This is a genomic window from Streptomyces sp. NPDC088707 (genome assembly GCF_044752725.1).
In the GTDB taxonomy this organism is placed as follows: domain Bacteria; phylum Actinomycetota; class Actinomycetes; order Streptomycetales; family Streptomycetaceae; genus Streptomyces.
On the sequence record NZ_JBIVLV010000010.1, the window covers coordinates 70,911 to 86,030 of the forward strand.

Sequence of the window (15,120 nt, forward strand, 5' to 3'; positions counted from 1 at the left end):
GGTCACGGCCAGAGGAGTTCGCGGGTCCAGCCCTCGTCCGTGCGCCGGTAGCGGAGCCGGAGGTGGCGACGTCGTGCGTCGCCCTGGAAGAACTCGACCTCGGCCGGCTCGACGAGGTAGAGCGTCCAGGTGGGGGCAGGGGCGTCCGGTTCCGCCTCGGCCCGGCGCCAGGCCTCGGCGCTCGCCGCGGCGAGGGCCTCGGGGGAGTCGAGGTGCTCGCTCTGCCGTCCGACCAGGGCCGAGGCGAGGGCACCGGTGGAGCGGGCGTGGAGGTCCTCGTACGCCTCTTCCGGCGTTCCGGTGGTGACGTGGCCCCGGATCCGGACCTGGCGGCCCTGGACCGGCCAGTAGAAGCCGAGGGCGGCCTCGGGGCGGGCGGCGAGCTGGCGGCCCTTGGCGCTGGTGGCGTGGGAGGCGAAGTGCCAGCCGCGCGCGTCGGCGTCGTGCAGCATCACCGTACGGACGTCGGGCCTGCCGTCCTCGTCCACGGTGGCCAGGGAGAGGGTGTGCGGCTCGGTCTGACCGGCCGCGACCGCCGCCGTGAACCAGTCGTGGAAGAGGGGGAGCGGCTCGGGCGGGGCGCCCGCCGGGTCGAAGGCGGGCAGCTCGGTGTCCCAGACCTTCAGGGAGCGCAGGGCGTGGTGGAAGTCGGTCATGAGGCCACGGTAGAGCGCGCGGCGGTGGCGGCGGGGGTGCCCGCGGTGCTCGGCATCCGGTAGTCCACCAGTGGGACCGCGTTCGCCGCCGCCTGGATCTCGTCGCGGATCTTCTTCGCGATGAGGTTCCTCCACGGGGTCTTCGGCAGGGTGCGCACCATGAACATCCGCAGTGCGATCTTCCACCGGGAGTCGACGGTCATCTCCTTGACGAAGCCTTCGGCCATGCGGTGGTTCCGCTCCACGCCGGGCCGCATGTGCGTCTCGTAGCGCTCGAAGGCGACGCGGTGGTCGCCGCCGGCCCGGGCCAGTTCTCCCGCCAGGACGTACGCGCCGGTGAGCGCGAGTCCGGTGCCCTGGCCGGAGGCGGGGGAGGAGCAGTGGGCGGCGTCGCCGAGGAGGACGACGCGCCCCTTCGACCAGCGGTCCATCTCGACGAGGGAGATCGAGTCGAAGTAGAGGTCGTCGGCGTCGGCGGCGTGGCCGAGGAGCCGGGGGATCTCCCAGCCGTCGCCGGTGAAGGCCTCGGTGAGGTGCCGCCGCTGGGCGGTGATGTCCCGGTGGTGGTAGGGGAGTTCCTCGGGCGAGGAGAAGATGAAGAGGTTCTTCGCGTCGGTCTCGCCGGCCGAGCTGTAGACGCAGACCAGCTTTCCGGGGAGCGCGTGGTACGTCTCCCAGCGGTCGAGTCCCAGGTGGTTGGGGGCGGTGAAGATGGAGACGTACGCGCCGAGGTGGCGCTTGAAGCGCTTCTCCTCGCCGAAGACCAGGCGCCGGGTGCGGGAGTGCAGTCCGTCGGCGCCGACGACCAGGTCGAAGCGGCGGACGGTGCCGCTCTCGAAGGTGACGGTGACGCCGTCGGCGTCCTCGTCGAGGGTGGCGATCGAGTCGTCGAAGAGGTACTCGACGTCGTCGCGGGTCCGCTCGTGGAGGATGCGGGCCAGCTCGCCGCGCATGATCTCGTCGTCCCCTTCGACGCGTCCGCCGAAGATGTCGGCGGACAGTTCGCCGATGGTGCGGCCGCGCTCGTCGACGTAGGAACCACCGCGCATGTCCGTGGAGTTGGCGCGGATCTCGTCGAGGATCCCCATCCGTCGGCAGACCTCGATCGCGGTGCCGCGGATGTCCACCTTGTAGCCGCCGGTGCGGAGTTCGGGGGCGCGCTCGACGACGGTGGGGGTGAAGCCGTAGCGGTGCAGCCAGAGGGCGAGGGCGGGGCCGGCGACCGAGGCGCCCGAGATGAGGACGGTCTTCGCGGAGGTGTGGGCGGCGGTGTTCGGGGTGCTGTTCGCGGTGCTGTGCACGGCAGGACTCCTTGTCGGTGGCTGCGGGCCGTTCCCCTGCCCGCGGACATGACTATACGGACGTCCTACACGGTTGCCTATGACGCTTGTATAGATTCCTGGCCGTGAGTCACGAGCGGCCCAGGACCACCGTTCCCGACGAGCAGAACCAGCCCCCCGTACCCGACGCCACCGCCACCTCCGGCAGGCTTCCGTCCGGCCGCCGCACCTGGAGTCCCGGCGCCTCCCCGCGCAACTGCCGTACCGCCTCGACCAGCAGGAAGAGCCCGCGCATCCCCGGGTGGCAGGCCGAGAGCCCGCCGCCGTCCGTGTTCACCGGCAGCCGGTCCTTCTCCTGGACGAACGCCCCTCCCTCGCCCTTCGCGCAGAAGCCCAGGTCCTCCAGGGTCACCAGGGTCATGTAGGTGAAGGCGTCGTAGACCTCGGCGAGGTCCACGTCCGCCGGGGTCACGCCCGCCCGCTCGAAGGCGAGCCGGCCGCTGACCGCCGCCGGGGAGACCGTGAAGTCCTCCCACTCCGACATCGTGGTGTGCGAGACGTGCTCGCCCGTGCCGAGCACCCAGACCGGAGCCTTGCGGCAGTCCTGGACGTACTCCTCGGCGACCAGCAGCACCGCGCAGCCGCCGTCGGACCGCAGGCAGCAGTGCAGTCTGGTGAACGGGTCCGCGATCATCGGCCCGGCCAGGACGTCGTCCACGGTGATCGGGTCGCGGAACATCGCCTCCGGGTTGAGCGCCGCGTGCGCCCGCGCCCGGACGGCCACCTCGGCGAGCTGCTCCAGGGTCGTCCCGTACTCGTGCATGTGGCGGCGGGCGGCCATCGCGTACTTGGCGATCAGGGTGTGTCCGTACGGCACCTCGAACTGGAGCGGGCCGCGCGAGCCGAACGACAGGTTCGCGGTGCGGCGCCGGGCGCGGATGTCGGCGCGCGCGGTGGAGCCGTACACGAGGAGGACCGCGTTCGCGTGGCCCGCGGCGATCGCGTCGGCGGCGTGCGCGGCCATGACCTCCCAGGTGGCGCCGCCGACGGCGGTCGAGTCCACCCAGCGGGGCCGGAGTCCGAGGTACTCGGCGACCTCGACCGGGGCGAGGGTGCCGAGGCCCGCCGAGGCGAGGCCGTCGATCAGCGAGCGGTCCAGGCCGCTGTCCGCCAGCGCGCGCCGGGCGGCCTGGGCGTGCAGGGCGTAGGGGGTGGCCTCGTCGACCCGGCCGCAGTCGGCGAGGGCGACGCCCGCGACGGCGACGCGGCGGGGGCGGGGGTCGCGGACGGTGGTGTGTGCGGTGGCGTCGGCGGTGGTCGGCGCGGTGGCGGGCGCGTCGGGCCGCGCGATGGTCGGCCCGATGGTCGGCCCGGTGGGCGGCACAGTGGTCGGCATGAATCTGACGGTACATCAGATTCATCTGAACGGAACCGGCGCGGCTCTGGCAACCGGCCCGGCTCGGGCCTAGCATGACGCACCGTCAGAAACGGAGGGAGCCTCATGGACGCCTCGCTCGCCGTCCCGCTCACCGAGGAGCAGCAGGAGATCCGCCGCACCCTGCGCGACCTGCTCGCCGAACGGGCCGGACCGCAGGAGAACCGCGCGGCCACCGCCACCCCCCAGGGCTACGACCCCGACCTCTGGGCCCGGATGTCCGGCACCCTCGGCGTCGCCGGGCTCGCCCTCCCCGAGGAGTACGGCGGAGTCGGCTGCGGGCCCGCCGAACTCGCCCTCGCCTGCGAGGAGGCAGGCCGCGCCCTCACCCCCTCCCCGCTCCTCGCGACCAGCGTCCTCGCCGCCCCGCTCCTCGCCGCCCTCGGCACCCCCGGGCAGCGCGCCGCATTCCTCCCCAGGCTCGCCGACGGCAGCCTGACCTGCGCCCTCGCCGTCCCCGGCGGCTCACTCGCGCTCGCCCTCGGCCTCACCGGCGACAACACCGCCGAGGGCTGGTCCGGCGGCGGCCGCGCGGGCGGCGTCCAGGCCCGTGCCGCCGACGGAGGCTGGCGGCTGTACGGCGAGGCCGCTCAGGTCCTCGACGGGCACAGCGCCGGACTGCTGCTCGTCGCCGCCCACGCCGGAGGGTTCGCCCGCAGCCGCACCCTGCTCTTCCTCGTGCGGGCGGGGGCACCGGAGGCCACCGGCCTGGTCCGCACCCGGCAGACCACCCTGGACTCCACCCGGACCCAGGCCACCGTGCAGTTCAGGGACACCGAGGCCGAACTCCTCGGCGAGGAACCGGCCGACGTCCTCGGCGCGCTCGCCGTCACCGGCCGGGCCGCCGCCGTCATGCTGGCCGCCGAGGCCGTCGGCGCGGCCCGGGAGGCCCTCGACCGGACCGTCGCCCACGTCGGCACGCGCGAACAGTTCGGCCGGCCCGTCGGCTCCTTCCAGGCGGTCAAGCACCGGCTCGCCGACCTCTACGTCCAGGTCGAGGCCGCCGGCTCCCTCACCTCCTGCGCGGCCAGGGAAGCCGGACCCGGACCCGACAGCGGGCCGCTCGCCCTCGCCCACGCCCTGGAGGCGCTCCGCGCCACCGCGGGCGAGTCCATCCAGCTCCACGGCGGCATCGGCTTCACCTGGGAACACGAGGCGCACCTCTTCTTCAAGCGGGCCGCCTCCGACGAACTGCTCTTCGGGCCCGTGCGGCGGCTGCGCGCCCGCGCGGCGGAACGGACCGGACTCTTCGGAGAGGTGGCGGCGTAGATGCCCGTCGGACGCACACTGATGCAGAAGATGTCCTCGACCAGGACCTTCGCCCGGATCGGCCCGCACGTCGTGCCCGCCATGGACAAGGCCGTGCACCGGCTGACCAGGGGAAAGGTACTGCTCAGCGCCCAGATGCTGCCCGGTGTGGTGCTCACCGCCCGGGGCGCGAAGAGCGGGCTGCCCCGGGTCACCCCGCTCGCCTGCATGCCGGAGCCGGACGGCGGCTGGCTGCTCGTCGGCTCCAACTTCGGGCGCCCCGGACACCCGGCCTGGACCGCGAACCTGCTCGCCCATCCGGACGTCCAGGTGAACTGGAAGGGTGAGGACATCCCCGTACGGGCGCGGCTGCTCGCGGGGGAGGAGCGCGCGGAGGCATGGCGGGCGGCGCTGGTGTTCTGGCCGCCGTACGCCACGTACCAGGCGCGGATCGAGCGCGAGATCAGACTCTTCCGGCTGAGCAGGCGCTGAGACGACATGCTCGCCCGCCGCCCGCCGCCCGCCGCCCGCCGCCCGCCGCCCGCCGCCCGCCGCCCGCCGCTCGCCGCCCGCGCCCCGACACGGCGACGCCGACGGCGGTCCGTGGGGGCGGGCCGCCGTCGGCGTCGACGACAGGACGGGTGGAGGAGGGTGGGGTGGGCTATCGGGTCGGCTTCTTGCCGGTGATGCCCAGATGCACCAACAGGGCGAGGTTGGGCTTGAGTTCGGACTGCTTCACACCCCAGGTCGTGAAGCCCTTCTGGTGTCCGGCGACCGCGGCCAGCATCGCCACGAGCGAGCCCGCCATCGCGGCGGGGCTGACCTCCTTGTCGACCTTGCCCTTGGCCTGGAGCTCCTTCACCGCGTCCGTGAGGGAGTTGGTGACCGAGTTCAGGATCTTCATGCGGATCTTGTAGAACCGCTTGTCGCCCTCCGCGGCGCCGAGGTCCACGACCCGGAGGATGGCGTCGTGCTTCCGCCAGAAGTCCAGGAAGCCTTCGACGAGTTCCTCCGAGGTCTGCCAGCCGGCCTTGCCGACCCAGGAACGGCCGGAGACCAGCTCGGTCAACCCGGCGCCCTCCTTGGCCATTTCCTCCGCGATCTCGAGAACCGCTCCCTCGACGTCCGGGAAGTACTGATAGAACGTCGCGGGTGAAGTACCCGCCTTCCGGGCCACATCGATGACCTTGACGTCCCGGTAGGGCGAGGAGCTGAGCATCTCACCGAGGCAGTCGAGCAGCTTCTGCCGCGTCGCCTGACCGCGTCGTCCGGCCACGCGGCCGTCGACGGTGCGTACTTGTCCTGTCATGCCGTCAGCTTACCGAGGGGGTGTCGGCGCGCGATTCGGCCGACTGCAAATGGGGTGCACCCCTCTGCCACCCGTGTTCTCCGAGGTCGGCACGCGTGTCTCCGTGGGCGGGGCAGCGCGGGGGAGGGGCGTGATCGCGCCACTCGTGACGGCCGGGCAGGCGTCGGGCGGGCGGCGGGCGGGATCCTCGCGCCAGGACCGGGGGGTTCCCGTACCCGAATAGGCTTATGAACAGCCTGTGGACAACTTCGGTGGACAACTCAGGTGCCCCAAGGGTTCTGGGGCGACAAATCGCCACTTTGTTCGTATGTCTGGGCGCTGCGCGGCGCTGCGGGACGGTTTCCGCCGACCTAGCGTGTGGACATGGCCGTACGCACTGAGGGCACCCCCTGCTGGGTGGACGCGCAGCTCCCCGACCTCGAGGCGGGCAAGCGCTTCTACGGCGAGCTCTTCGGCTGGACCTTCGACCCCGACCGCGACGAGGCCCTCCTCCGCGGACGCCGCGTCGCCGGCCTCCTCCCCAAGCGCGACGGCCGCATGCCCACCACCTGGACCGTCTACCTCGCGACCGAGAACGCCGGCACCCTCGCCGCCCGGATCAAGGCCGCCGGCGGCCAGATGGTCATGGAGCCCTACCCCGTCGGCCCCTTCGGCGTCCTCGCGCTCGCCGCCGACCCCGGCGGCGCCGTCTTCGGTCTCCGCCAGTCCGGCGACGACGACGGCTTCGAGGTGACCGGCGAACCGGGCTCCTTCTGCTGGATGGAGGTGTACACGCGCCGCCCCGGCGCCGTCGACACCTTCTACGCCACCGTCTTCGGCTACCTCGGCCGCCAGGCCGACGCCGACGAGGAGGGCAGGGACGCCGGCTTCGACTACCGCGTCTGGTCGCCCCCCGGCTCCCGGACCGGCGACGACAGCGCCTTCGGCGGACGGGCCGTCATCAGCGACGACTTCCCCGCCGAGATGCCGGGACACGTCCTCGTCTACTTCGCCGTCCCCGACTGCGACGAGGCCTGCGAGACCACCGTCCGGCTCGGCGGCCGGGTCGCCACCCCCGCCTTCGACACCCCGCACGGCCGCATCGCCGTCCTCCACGACAACCAGGGCGCGCGCTTCGCGGTCCTCTCGGAGCCGTCCGGCACGATGTGAGGCTTCCCTTCCGGATGGCTTCCATATGACCTGAGACACCCCGATCCGCCCCCGGGTTCGCAACCGGGCCCTCGGACAGGAAGAATCAGGGCCACGGGGCCGTACCCTCATGGCCCGTACGGGGAGGTGGCAGGCAAGTGGAACAGCTGACGCAGCACGACCCGAGACGTATCGGGCCCTTCGAGGTGCTGGGCCGGCTCGGCGCGGGCGGAATGGGCCTGGTCTATCTCGCGCGCTCGGCCTCGGGCCGGCGCGTGGCGATCAAGACCGTGCGCACGGAGCTCGCTGAGGACCAGCTGTTCCGGGTCCGCTTCACCCGTGAGGTGGAGGCCGCGCGGGCGGTCTCCGGCTTCTACACGGCCGCCGTCGTGGACGCCGACCCGCGGGCCGCCGTGCCCTGGCTGGCGACCGCGTACGTCCCCGCGCCCTCGCTCGAGGAAATAGTGAACGAGTGCGGACCGCTCCCGGCCCAGGCCGTGCGCTGGCTGGCCGCCGGCGTCGCCGAGGCCCTGCAGTCCATCCACGGCGCGGGCCTGGTCCACCGCGACCTCAAGCCCTCCAACGTCCTCGTCGTCGAGGACGGCCCCCGGGTGATCGACTTCGGCATCGCGTCGGGCGTCTCCAACACGCGCCTGACCATGACCAACGTCGCCGTCGGCACCCCGGCCTACATGTCGCCCGAGCAGGCCCGCGACTCGCGCAGCGTCACCGGCGCGAGCGATGTCTTCTCGCTGGGCTCGATGCTGGTCTTCGCCGCCACCGGTCACGCGCCGTTCCACGGCGCCAACCCGGTCGAGACCGTCTTCATGCTGCTGCGCGAGGGCCCCGACCTGGAGGGCCTGCCCGACGAGCTGCGCCCCCTCATCGACGCCTGCATGCAGATGGACGTCACCCGCCGGCCCACCCCGGCCGACCTCCAGGCCCAGCTGGCCCCGCACCTCTTCGGTCCCGGCAGCGACGACAGCGGCACGGCCTCGGCCTGGCTGCCGCGCAGCGCCACCGACATGATCGAGACCCGCCGCGGTGGCCGCCCGGCTCCGGCGTCGACCGCGCCGCCGATGCCGCCGCGCCCGCCCCGGGGTCCCGCCGAGCGGGGTGGCGACCCGCGCTTCCCGGAGCCCGCACCCGTCGGAGGCGGTGGCCGGCACGCCGAGCCCGCGCCCGTCGGCGGTGGCCGGCACGCGGGGCCCGCCGAGAGCTCGGGCGGCCCCGTACGCCTCGGGGGCACGACCGTCCCGATCGGCCCCGGCCCCCGGGTCGCCGACACGCGGGCGGCGCTCGCCGTCGGCCGGGGCGCCGACGCGGGCCCGGCGACCGGCTGGATCCGTCCGCCCGGCGGCGGCCCGCACGGCGTGGACCACGGCTCGTACGCCGGTTCCCACGCCGGGGAGCCCGGCCCGCCGCCCGGCTCCCGCCCGGTCAACGTGCCGCCGCAGGGCTCCGACCAGGCCGCGCCGGCCGAACCCGGCCCCTGGCGGCCGTGGCGCTTCCGGATGTCGAACGACGTCTGGGGTACCCCGGTCGTGGACGGCGACCTGCTGTACGTGACCTCTTTCGAGGTACACGCCCTGGACACCGGGAGCGGCCGGCGCCAGTTCAAGACCCGGGACGTGGCCTGGTCCATGGCCGTCGCCGCGGGCCGTATCCACGCCTCCGACGGGCCCACGCTCTACGCCCTCGACGCGACCGACGGCGCCGAGCGCTGGCGGCTGCGGACGGACGCCTGGGTGTACTCGCTCCAGGTCGACCGGGGCACCGTCGTCACCGGTACGCGCGGCGGCGGCGTGCAGGGCTGGGAGGCCTCCAACGGCGCCAAGCTGTGGGAGATCACCGGCGCCCAGACGGACTTCGAGACCCCGGAGGCGGGGCCCGCCGTGCACGGCGACACGGTGTACGTGTGGCGGGAAGCCCGGCTCCAGGCCCTCGACGCCCGCACCGGCGTGGAGCGCTGGTCGTACCCCATCGGGGACGCCGCCTCCTGTGCCAACGTGCCCGTCCGGGTGGCCCCGGCCGAGGACGGCTGTGTGTACGTCTCCGCCGGGACCCGGGTCCTGTCGATCGACATCGCCGCGGGCCACGTCCGCTGGCACTTCGAGGCGCCGGCCGTCTTCACGTCCCCGCCGGCGTTCGCGCCGGGCCCGGCGGTCACCGGCGGCGGGGTGTACCTCTCGGACCACCTCGGCACGGTGTACGCCCTCGACGCCACCACCGGTCAGGACCGCTGGCGGATCGCGACCGAGCCGCGCCAGTCGACCGAGCCGGTCCTCGTCGCCGACGGCAACATCCACGTCGGCAGCGGCAGCGCGCTCTACACGCTCGACGCGGTCACCGGCACGCCCCGGTGGCGGTTCGCGGCGGGCGGCGAACTGGTCGGCTCGCCCGTCGTCGCCGACGGCCGGGTCCACTTCGGCTCCGCCGACCACGTCCTGTACACCCTGGACGCGACCGGCGGGCAGCTCCGCTGGAAGCTCGCGACCGGCGGCGAGATCACCGGTTCGCCGGTGGTCAGGAACGGGGTCGTGTACGCCTGCAGCAAGGACCGCTGCGTGTACGCGCTCGACGCGGTCAAGGGCACGGCCACGGGCCGGGGGGCCGCCGGGCGGTAGCAGGCCGGCAGGTCGTACGACGCACGGACGGGAACCCGCTCCGCAGCGCTTCGTTCAGCGCTGAGGCGGCGGGTTTCCCCGTTCCCGCCCCTGCTCCGGGTCCCGGTCCGGGACGTCGTCCCCCACCGGTACGTCGTCCCGGACCGGTACGCCGTACGTCTGGGTCGCCGCGTACGGCGCCGAGGCCCGCGGGTGCGCGCCCGGCGCCTCCCGGGTGGTGGACGCGTCGTCCGGTGGCGGCCCGTCGAGCGTGGGGTGGGTGGGCCGCGGCGGCCGGTCCACGTGGTGCGGCGGGCGGGACCTGCCCGACATGACGAGCGCGCCGAGCAGCAGCAGGATCCCGCCGCCGAAGGCGTTCGCGACCCCGTCGCCGAGCCCCGTACCGTCGCCGCCGACCGTGAGGCCGCCCTCCGCCTGTCCCACCCGCACCATCCACAGGACGGTGAAGCCGAGGACGACGAGCCCGGCGAACGCGACGAGCAGCCGGGAGCGGAGCACCACTCCGAGGAGGGTCAGGAGGGCGGCGAAGAGGAACGGCGCGAGCATCGAGCCGAGCAGTTCGCCCTTGGCGTCGGTGATGCCGGTGAACAGCTCGTCGATCGCGTAGTCGCGTCCGTGACGGCCGTCGTACCAGGCACGGAAGGGACTCCAGACGGCGGCCGTCGCTCCGACGAGAGCCAGGACCGAGCCGGCGACGTTGCGGATCATCGATGCGGCCTCCTTGAGGGTCCGGCTCTCGCTCCCGACGCTACGCCCGCTGCGGGGGGCCCGCCACGCGGCCGGACGGCGCCGCTAAAGTGGCGCGGACACGACAGGGAGGACGGGGGGCGGCGATGGTACGCACACGCCTGAAGCTCGCGGCGACACTGACGGTGGTGGTGCTGGCGCTGACCGGATTCCACACCGGCCACGGCAGCAGCAGCGGTGGGGGCAGCGGCAAGAGCAAGAGCGGCAAGAGCAAGAGCCGCAGCGACTCGGACGACGACGACTCGGGCGGCGGCTGCTCCAGCGACGAGAAGAGCAACGACGACTACAGCGGCTCGGGCGGCTCGGGCACGCAGACGACGGCGCCCACCCCGACCGCCTCCCGCGCGACGGCCGAGGTCGTGGTCGTGGACTGCGTGAAGCCCGCGCAGAAGAAGCGCAAGGGCAGGCCGGCCCGTGGGGCGGACACGACGGCGACCCTGGAGATCACCTCGAAGAGCTGGGACACCGAGACGTTCCGGGTGACCCTGGAGTTCAAGGGCTCCACGGGCTCGGCGGTGGACTCGGCCGAGGGCCTCGTCACCGTCGAGGGCGGGAAGACGAAGAAGTTCGAGGTCGCGATGAAGCACCCGAAGGCCGTCGGCCAGGTGAAGAACTGCTGGGTGTACGACGTACGGGTCGAGTAGGCGCACCCCCTCCGCGGGTCACCTGAGGCGGTGACCGCCCCTCCGCCTCCCGAACAGCTCCGCCTGACGGTCGGCCGTGAGGTTGCCCAGGGCGACCAGGTGCGGCGCGTGCGCCAGCGCCTGGGCCCTGGCGGCCTCCTTCACCGACCACAGCGCCCGGACCGTGCCCTGCACCGCCTCCGTCGGATGGCCGGCGATGACCGCGGCGGCCTCGCGCGCGGCGGCCAGTGCGCCGCCGGGCGGGGTCAGCTCGGAGACGAGGCCCGTCTCGTACGCGCGCCGGGCCGAGATGCGTTCGGCGCCGCCCATCAGGGCCATCCGGGCGATCTCCCCGTACGGCATGCGCTGAGCCATGAGGACGGTCTCGAACGCGCTGACCATCCCGTAGGTGGTGTGCGGGTCGAAGAAGGCGGCGTCCTCGCCGGCGACCAGGAACTCCGACTCGCCGAGCAGGTAGAACGCCCCGCCGCAGGCCATCCCCTCGACGGCGCAGACGACCGGTTTCCACAGGTCGTTCGCCTTGGGGCCGATCGTGAGGAGCGGGTCGTCGATCGCGTACGGGGACGAGGGCTGCGGCACGTTCCCGACGGCGGCCCGGTCGATGCCGGTGCAGAACGCCCGCCCGCCGGCGCCGGTGACCACGATCGCGCGGATCTCGTCCTCGTACCGGAAACCCCGCCAGACGGCGCAGAGCTCGCGGGCCATCTCCAGGGTGATCGAGTTGTGCTTCTCCGGCCGGTCGAGGGTGACGACGGCGACCCCGGTCTCCTTGTCCCGCTCGACCGTGACGCCCGGGCCGCTCATCCGCGTTCCAGGAGCCAGCGCGGGACGACGACGCCGTCGATCTCGGCGAAGGCCACCCGTACCGGGGCGCCGATGCGGAGCCGGCTCGGGTCGACCGAGTTCAGGGGCGCGTCCGGGGCGGCGACGACGTTGCCGACGAGGCGGATGCGGGGGGCGTCGGCGAGTTCGACGATCACCGCGTTGTACGGGGCCTGGGCGGCGTACTCGGGCAGCAGGGGCGGGTGGGGGAGCACGTACGACCAGATCCGGCCGCGGCCGGACATCAGGCGCCACTCGCTCGCGAACGACTGGCAGTGCGGGCAGCAGGGGCGGGGCGGGAAGCGCAGCTCGCCGCAGTCGGCGCAGCTCTGGACGCGCAGTTCGCCCTGGGCGGCGTACTCCCAGAAGGGGGCGCCGTCCTCGTCGGTGACGGGGGTCAGCATGCGGATCAGCTCCTCAGGCGCGCAGCAGGATGGCGGAGGTGGGGACGCCCTCGCCCGCCGTGACGAGGCAGGTGGCGGCGTCGGGCACTTGGGCGGTGGAGGTGCCGCGGAGTTGCTTCACGCCCTCGTTGATGAGGTTGAAGCCGTGGACGTAGGCCTCGCTGAGTCCTCCGCCGCCGGTGTTGAGGGGCAGCCGGCCGCCGATCTCCAGCGCGCCGCCCTCGGTGAAGGCGCCGCCCTCGCCGCGGCCGCAGAAGCCGTAGCCCTCCAGGGAGAGCGGGACGAGCGGGGTGAAGGCGTCGTAGATCTGGGCGACGTCGACGTCCTGGGGGCCGAAGTCGGCCTGCTTCCACAGATGGCGGGCGGCGGTCCAGGCGGGTCCCGAGAGCGGGTCGTCGTTCCAGTAGTTGACCATGCCGTGGTGCTGGGCGGGCAGGCCCTGGGCGGCGGAGTGGACGTACACGGGCTTGCGGCGGCAGTCGCGGGCCCGCTCGGCGGAGACGATGACGCAGGCCAGCGCCCCGTCGGTCTCCAGGCAGTTGTCGAAGAGGCAGAGCGGTTCGCTGATCCAGCGGGAGGTCATGTACATCTCGCGGGTCAGCGGGCGTTCGTACATGATCGCGGCGGGGTTCTGGTTGGCGCGGTTGCGGCAGGCCAGGGCCACGTTGAAGAGGTGGTCGCGGGTCGCGCCGTACTCGTGCATGTAGCGGCGGGCGAGCATGCCGATCTCGTCGGCGGGGCGGAGCAGGCCGAAGGGGCGGGTCCACTGGCCGGGGGTGGGCAGCTGCACGGCGGTGTTCTTCCAGGGGCGGGGGCCGCTGCCCCGCTTCCGGGACCGCCAGGCGACGCCGACGCTCGCCTGTCCGGTGGCGACGGCGGCGGCGAGATGGCCGACGGTGGCGCAGGAACCGCCGCCGCCGTAGCCGACCTTGGAGAAGAAGGTGACGTCGCCCGCGCCGATGGCCTTGGCGACCTCGACCTCGTCGGTCTCCTCCATCGTGTACGAGGCGAAGCCGTCGACCTCGGAGGGTTCTATCCCGGCGTCGTCGAGGGCGGCGAGGATCGCTCGGCAGGCGAGTGTCCTCTCGGTCTCGGGGAGCTGTTTCGCGAAGGCGGTCTGACCTATGCCGACGATCGCCGTGGCGTCCTTGAGCACCGAACCTCCTCATGGGGCAGCACTGCTGACAGCGCGTCAGGCTACAACTAATCTGACGGATAGTCAGCTACAGGAGGTTGGGTATGGACATGCGCGGCGACCTGGAGTGGGGCACGATCCCCGGTCTCGTACGAGCGGCCGCCGAGCGGTACGGCGCGCGGGAGGCCGTCGTCGACGGCCGCAACCGCGTCAGCTACGCCGAACTCGGCGAACGCGTCGAACGGGCCGCGGCGGCCTGCCTCGCCACCGGCATGCGGGTGGGGGACCGGGTCGCGATCTGGGCCCCCAACACCCTCGACTGGATCGTCTCCGCGCTCGGCGCCGTCACCGCCGGCGCCGTCCTCGTCCCGCTGAACACCCGCTTCAAGGGCACCGAGGCGGCGTACGTCCTCCAGCGCTCCCGTGCCCGGCTGCTCTTCGTCACCGGCACCTTCCTCGGCACCTCGTACGTGGCCTCGCTGCGCCGCTCCGGGGTCGCCCTCCCGGACCTGGAGAGGGTCGTGGTCCTCGGCGACAGCGCGCCCGAGGAGTGGACGACCTGGAAGGAGTTCCTGGCGGCGGGCGACACCGTCCCGGCGGCCCAGGTCCACGCGCGGGCCGCCGCCATCGACCCCGCGGCCCCCTCGGACATCATCTACACCTCCGGCACCACCGGCCGTCCGAAGGGCGCCGTCATCAGCCACGCCCAGAGCCTGCGCTGCTACGCGATCTGGTCCGAGCTGGCGGGCCTGCGCGAGGGCGACCGCTATCTCGTGGTCAACCCGTTCTTCCACACCTTCGGCTACAAGGCCGGGATCCTCGCCTGCCTGATGCGGGGCGCGGTGATCGTCCCGCAGCCGGTCTTCACGGTCGACACGGTCCTCGCCAACATCGCCGCCGAACGCATCACGGTCCTCCCCGGCCCGCCCACCCTCCACCAGTCCCTCCTGGACCACCCGGCCCGCGGGGGACACGACCTCTCCACCCTCCGCCTCGTCGTCACGGGCGCGGCGGTCGTCCCCCTCCGCCTGGTCGAACGCCTCCGCTCCGAACTCGGCGTCGGCACGGTCCTCACCGCGTACGGCCTCTCCGAGGCGAGCGGCATCGTCACCATGTGCCACCGCGAGGACCCGGCCGAGACCGTGGCCACCACGTCGGGCCGCGCGATCCCCGGCACGGAGGTCCGCGTCTCGCCGACGGGCGAGGTCCTGGTCCGCGGCCACCACGTGATGACCGGCTACTTCGAGGACGAGGCCGAGACGGCGGCGGCGATCGACGAGGACGGCTGGCTCCACACGGGAGACATCGGCGTCCTCGACGAGCAGGGGAACCTGCGCATCACCGACCGGCTCAAGGACATGTTCATCGTGGGCGGCTTCAACGCCTACCCGGCCGAGATCGAGCAACTCCTCGGCCTCCACCCGGACATCGCGGACGTGGCGGTCATCGGCGTCCCGGATCCGAGGCTGGGGGAGGTGGGCAAGGCGTTCGCGGTCCGGAGGCCGGGTGCGCGGGTCACGGCGGACGACCTGATCGCCTGGTCGCGGCGGGAGATGGCGAACTTCAAGGTGCCGAGGGAGGTCGAGTTCGTGACGGAACTGCCGAGGAACGCGAGCGGGAAGGTGGTGAAGGGGGAGCTGAGGGCGAGGCGCGCGGGCGCGGCCTGAGTGGGCGGGGCGCCGGGG

At 73.3% G+C, this 15,120-nt stretch carries 14 protein-coding genes; 6 read left to right on the forward strand and 8 right to left on the reverse strand.

The window, feature by feature from the left end; translation table 11 throughout:
• Positions 1-2: 2 nt before the first annotated feature.
• From ACIP84_RS27815 to ACIP84_RS27825, 3 genes are all read right to left on the reverse strand, one after another.
• Positions 3-656, reverse strand: a complete 654-nt coding sequence (locus ACIP84_RS27815; protein WP_355967750.1) for a pyridoxal 5'-phosphate synthase — start codon at positions 654-656, stop codon at positions 3-5.
• Positions 653-1,957 (reverse strand): FAD-dependent monooxygenase, encoded by a 1,305-nt coding sequence (locus tag ACIP84_RS27820; protein ID WP_401801277.1) that lies wholly within the window; start codon positions 1,955-1,957, stop codon positions 653-655. Before ACIP84_RS27820 ends, ACIP84_RS27815 begins: the two co-directional genes overlap by 4 nt.
• A 109-nt stretch (positions 1,958-2,066) precedes the next feature.
• On the reverse strand, positions 2,067-3,332 hold the full coding sequence (locus ACIP84_RS27825; RefSeq protein ID WP_401801280.1) for a thiolase C-terminal domain-containing protein: 1,266 nt from the start codon (positions 3,330-3,332) through the stop codon (positions 2,067-2,069).
• Positions 3,333-3,437: 105 nt separating this feature from the next.
• Between ACIP84_RS27825 and ACIP84_RS27830 the strand changes: the two genes are divergently transcribed.
• Together ACIP84_RS27830 and ACIP84_RS27835 are read left to right on the forward strand one after the other, a co-directional pair.
• The gene (locus ACIP84_RS27830; protein ID WP_401801283.1) at positions 3,438-4,640 is read left to right on the forward strand and encodes an acyl-CoA dehydrogenase family protein; all 1,203 of its coding nucleotides are present in this window, start codon (positions 3,438-3,440) and stop codon (positions 4,638-4,640) included.
• Complete coding sequence (locus ACIP84_RS27835) at positions 4,641-5,111, forward strand: nitroreductase family deazaflavin-dependent oxidoreductase (protein WP_355967741.1); 471 nt, start codon at positions 4,641-4,643, stop codon at positions 5,109-5,111.
• Positions 5,112-5,280: 169 nt separating this feature from the next.
• Here the strand turns inward: ACIP84_RS27835 and ACIP84_RS27840 are convergent, their stop codons facing one another.
• Positions 5,281-5,928, reverse strand: a complete 648-nt coding sequence (locus ACIP84_RS27840; RefSeq protein WP_319319436.1) for a TetR family transcriptional regulator — start codon at positions 5,926-5,928, stop codon at positions 5,281-5,283.
• Between the two features lie 363 nt (positions 5,929-6,291).
• Between ACIP84_RS27840 and ACIP84_RS27845 the strand changes: the two genes are divergently transcribed.
• Positions 6,292-7,077 (forward strand): VOC family protein, encoded by a 786-nt coding sequence (locus tag ACIP84_RS27845; protein ID WP_355970112.1) that lies wholly within the window; start codon positions 6,292-6,294, stop codon positions 7,075-7,077.
• 137 nt (positions 7,078-7,214) lie between these two features.
• On the forward strand, positions 7,215-9,683 hold the full coding sequence (locus ACIP84_RS27850; RefSeq protein ID WP_401801287.1) for a PQQ-binding-like beta-propeller repeat protein: 2,469 nt from the start codon (positions 7,215-7,217) through the stop codon (positions 9,681-9,683).
• Positions 9,684-9,737: 54 nt separating this feature from the next.
• Here ACIP84_RS27850 and ACIP84_RS27855 read toward each other — a convergent pair whose 3' ends face one another.
• Complete coding sequence (locus tag ACIP84_RS27855) at positions 9,738-10,391, reverse strand: hypothetical protein (RefSeq protein ID WP_401801289.1); 654 nt, start codon at positions 10,389-10,391, stop codon at positions 9,738-9,740.
• 125 nt (positions 10,392-10,516) lie between these two features.
• Between ACIP84_RS27855 and ACIP84_RS27860 the strand changes: the two genes are divergently transcribed.
• Positions 10,517-11,074, forward strand: a complete 558-nt coding sequence (locus ACIP84_RS27860; RefSeq protein ID WP_401801291.1) for a hypothetical protein — start codon at positions 10,517-10,519, stop codon at positions 11,072-11,074.
• Between the two features lie 18 nt (positions 11,075-11,092).
• Here ACIP84_RS27860 and ACIP84_RS27865 read toward each other — a convergent pair whose 3' ends face one another.
• The 3 genes from ACIP84_RS27865 to ACIP84_RS27875 are packed head-to-tail and all read right to left on the reverse strand — an operon-like array spanning position 11,093 to position 13,456.
• Positions 11,093-11,878, reverse strand: coding sequence for an enoyl-CoA hydratase/isomerase family protein (locus ACIP84_RS27865; RefSeq protein ID WP_401801293.1), 786 nt, complete (start codon positions 11,876-11,878; stop codon positions 11,093-11,095).
• Positions 11,875-12,300: a Zn-ribbon domain-containing OB-fold protein gene (locus ACIP84_RS27870; RefSeq protein WP_401801296.1), complete on the reverse strand. Its 426-nt coding sequence runs from the start codon at positions 12,298-12,300 to the stop codon at positions 11,875-11,877. The genes ACIP84_RS27865 and ACIP84_RS27870 overlap by 4 nt, the downstream gene beginning before the upstream one ends.
• 13 nt (positions 12,301-12,313) lie before the next feature.
• Positions 12,314-13,456, reverse strand: a complete 1,143-nt coding sequence (locus ACIP84_RS27875; protein WP_209495320.1) for a lipid-transfer protein — start codon at positions 13,454-13,456, stop codon at positions 12,314-12,316.
• An 89-nt stretch (positions 13,457-13,545) separates the two neighbouring features.
• Here ACIP84_RS27875 and ACIP84_RS27880 point away from each other — a divergent pair, with 89 nt between their 5' ends.
• Positions 13,546-15,102, forward strand: a complete 1,557-nt coding sequence (locus tag ACIP84_RS27880) for a FadD3 family acyl-CoA ligase (protein WP_401801689.1) — start codon at positions 13,546-13,548, stop codon at positions 15,100-15,102.
• The last annotated feature ends 18 nt before the right edge of the window (positions 15,103-15,120 follow it).

Coding starts and splice junctions, on each gene's coding strand:
- ACIP84_RS27865 (WP_401801293.1), bottom strand. CDS start 11,878: ATGAGCGGCCCGGGCGTCACGGTCGAGCGGGACAAGGAGACCGGGGTC.
- ACIP84_RS27815 (WP_355967750.1), bottom strand. CDS start 656: ATGACCGACTTCCACCACGCCCTGCGCTCCCTGAAGGTCTGGGACACC.
- ACIP84_RS27855 (WP_401801289.1), bottom strand. CDS start 10,391: ATGATCCGCAACGTCGCCGGCTCGGTCCTGGCTCTCGTCGGAGCGACG.
- ACIP84_RS27860 (WP_401801291.1), top strand. CDS start 10,517: ATGGTACGCACACGCCTGAAGCTCGCGGCGACACTGACGGTGGTGGTG.
- ACIP84_RS27835 (WP_355967741.1), top strand. CDS start 4,641: ATGCCCGTCGGACGCACACTGATGCAGAAGATGTCCTCGACCAGGACC.
- ACIP84_RS27870 (WP_401801296.1), bottom strand. CDS start 12,300: ATGCTGACCCCCGTCACCGACGAGGACGGCGCCCCCTTCTGGGAGTAC.
- ACIP84_RS27825 (WP_401801280.1), bottom strand. CDS start 3,332: ATGCCGACCACTGTGCCGCCCACCGGGCCGACCATCGGGCCGACCATC.
- ACIP84_RS27845 (WP_355970112.1), top strand. CDS start 6,292: ATGGCCGTACGCACTGAGGGCACCCCCTGCTGGGTGGACGCGCAGCTC.
- ACIP84_RS27840 (WP_319319436.1), bottom strand. CDS start 5,928: ATGACAGGACAAGTACGCACCGTCGACGGCCGCGTGGCCGGACGACGC.
- ACIP84_RS27830 (WP_401801283.1), top strand. CDS start 3,438: ATGGACGCCTCGCTCGCCGTCCCGCTCACCGAGGAGCAGCAGGAGATC.
- ACIP84_RS27880 (WP_401801689.1), top strand. CDS start 13,546: ATGCGCGGCGACCTGGAGTGGGGCACGATCCCCGGTCTCGTACGAGCG.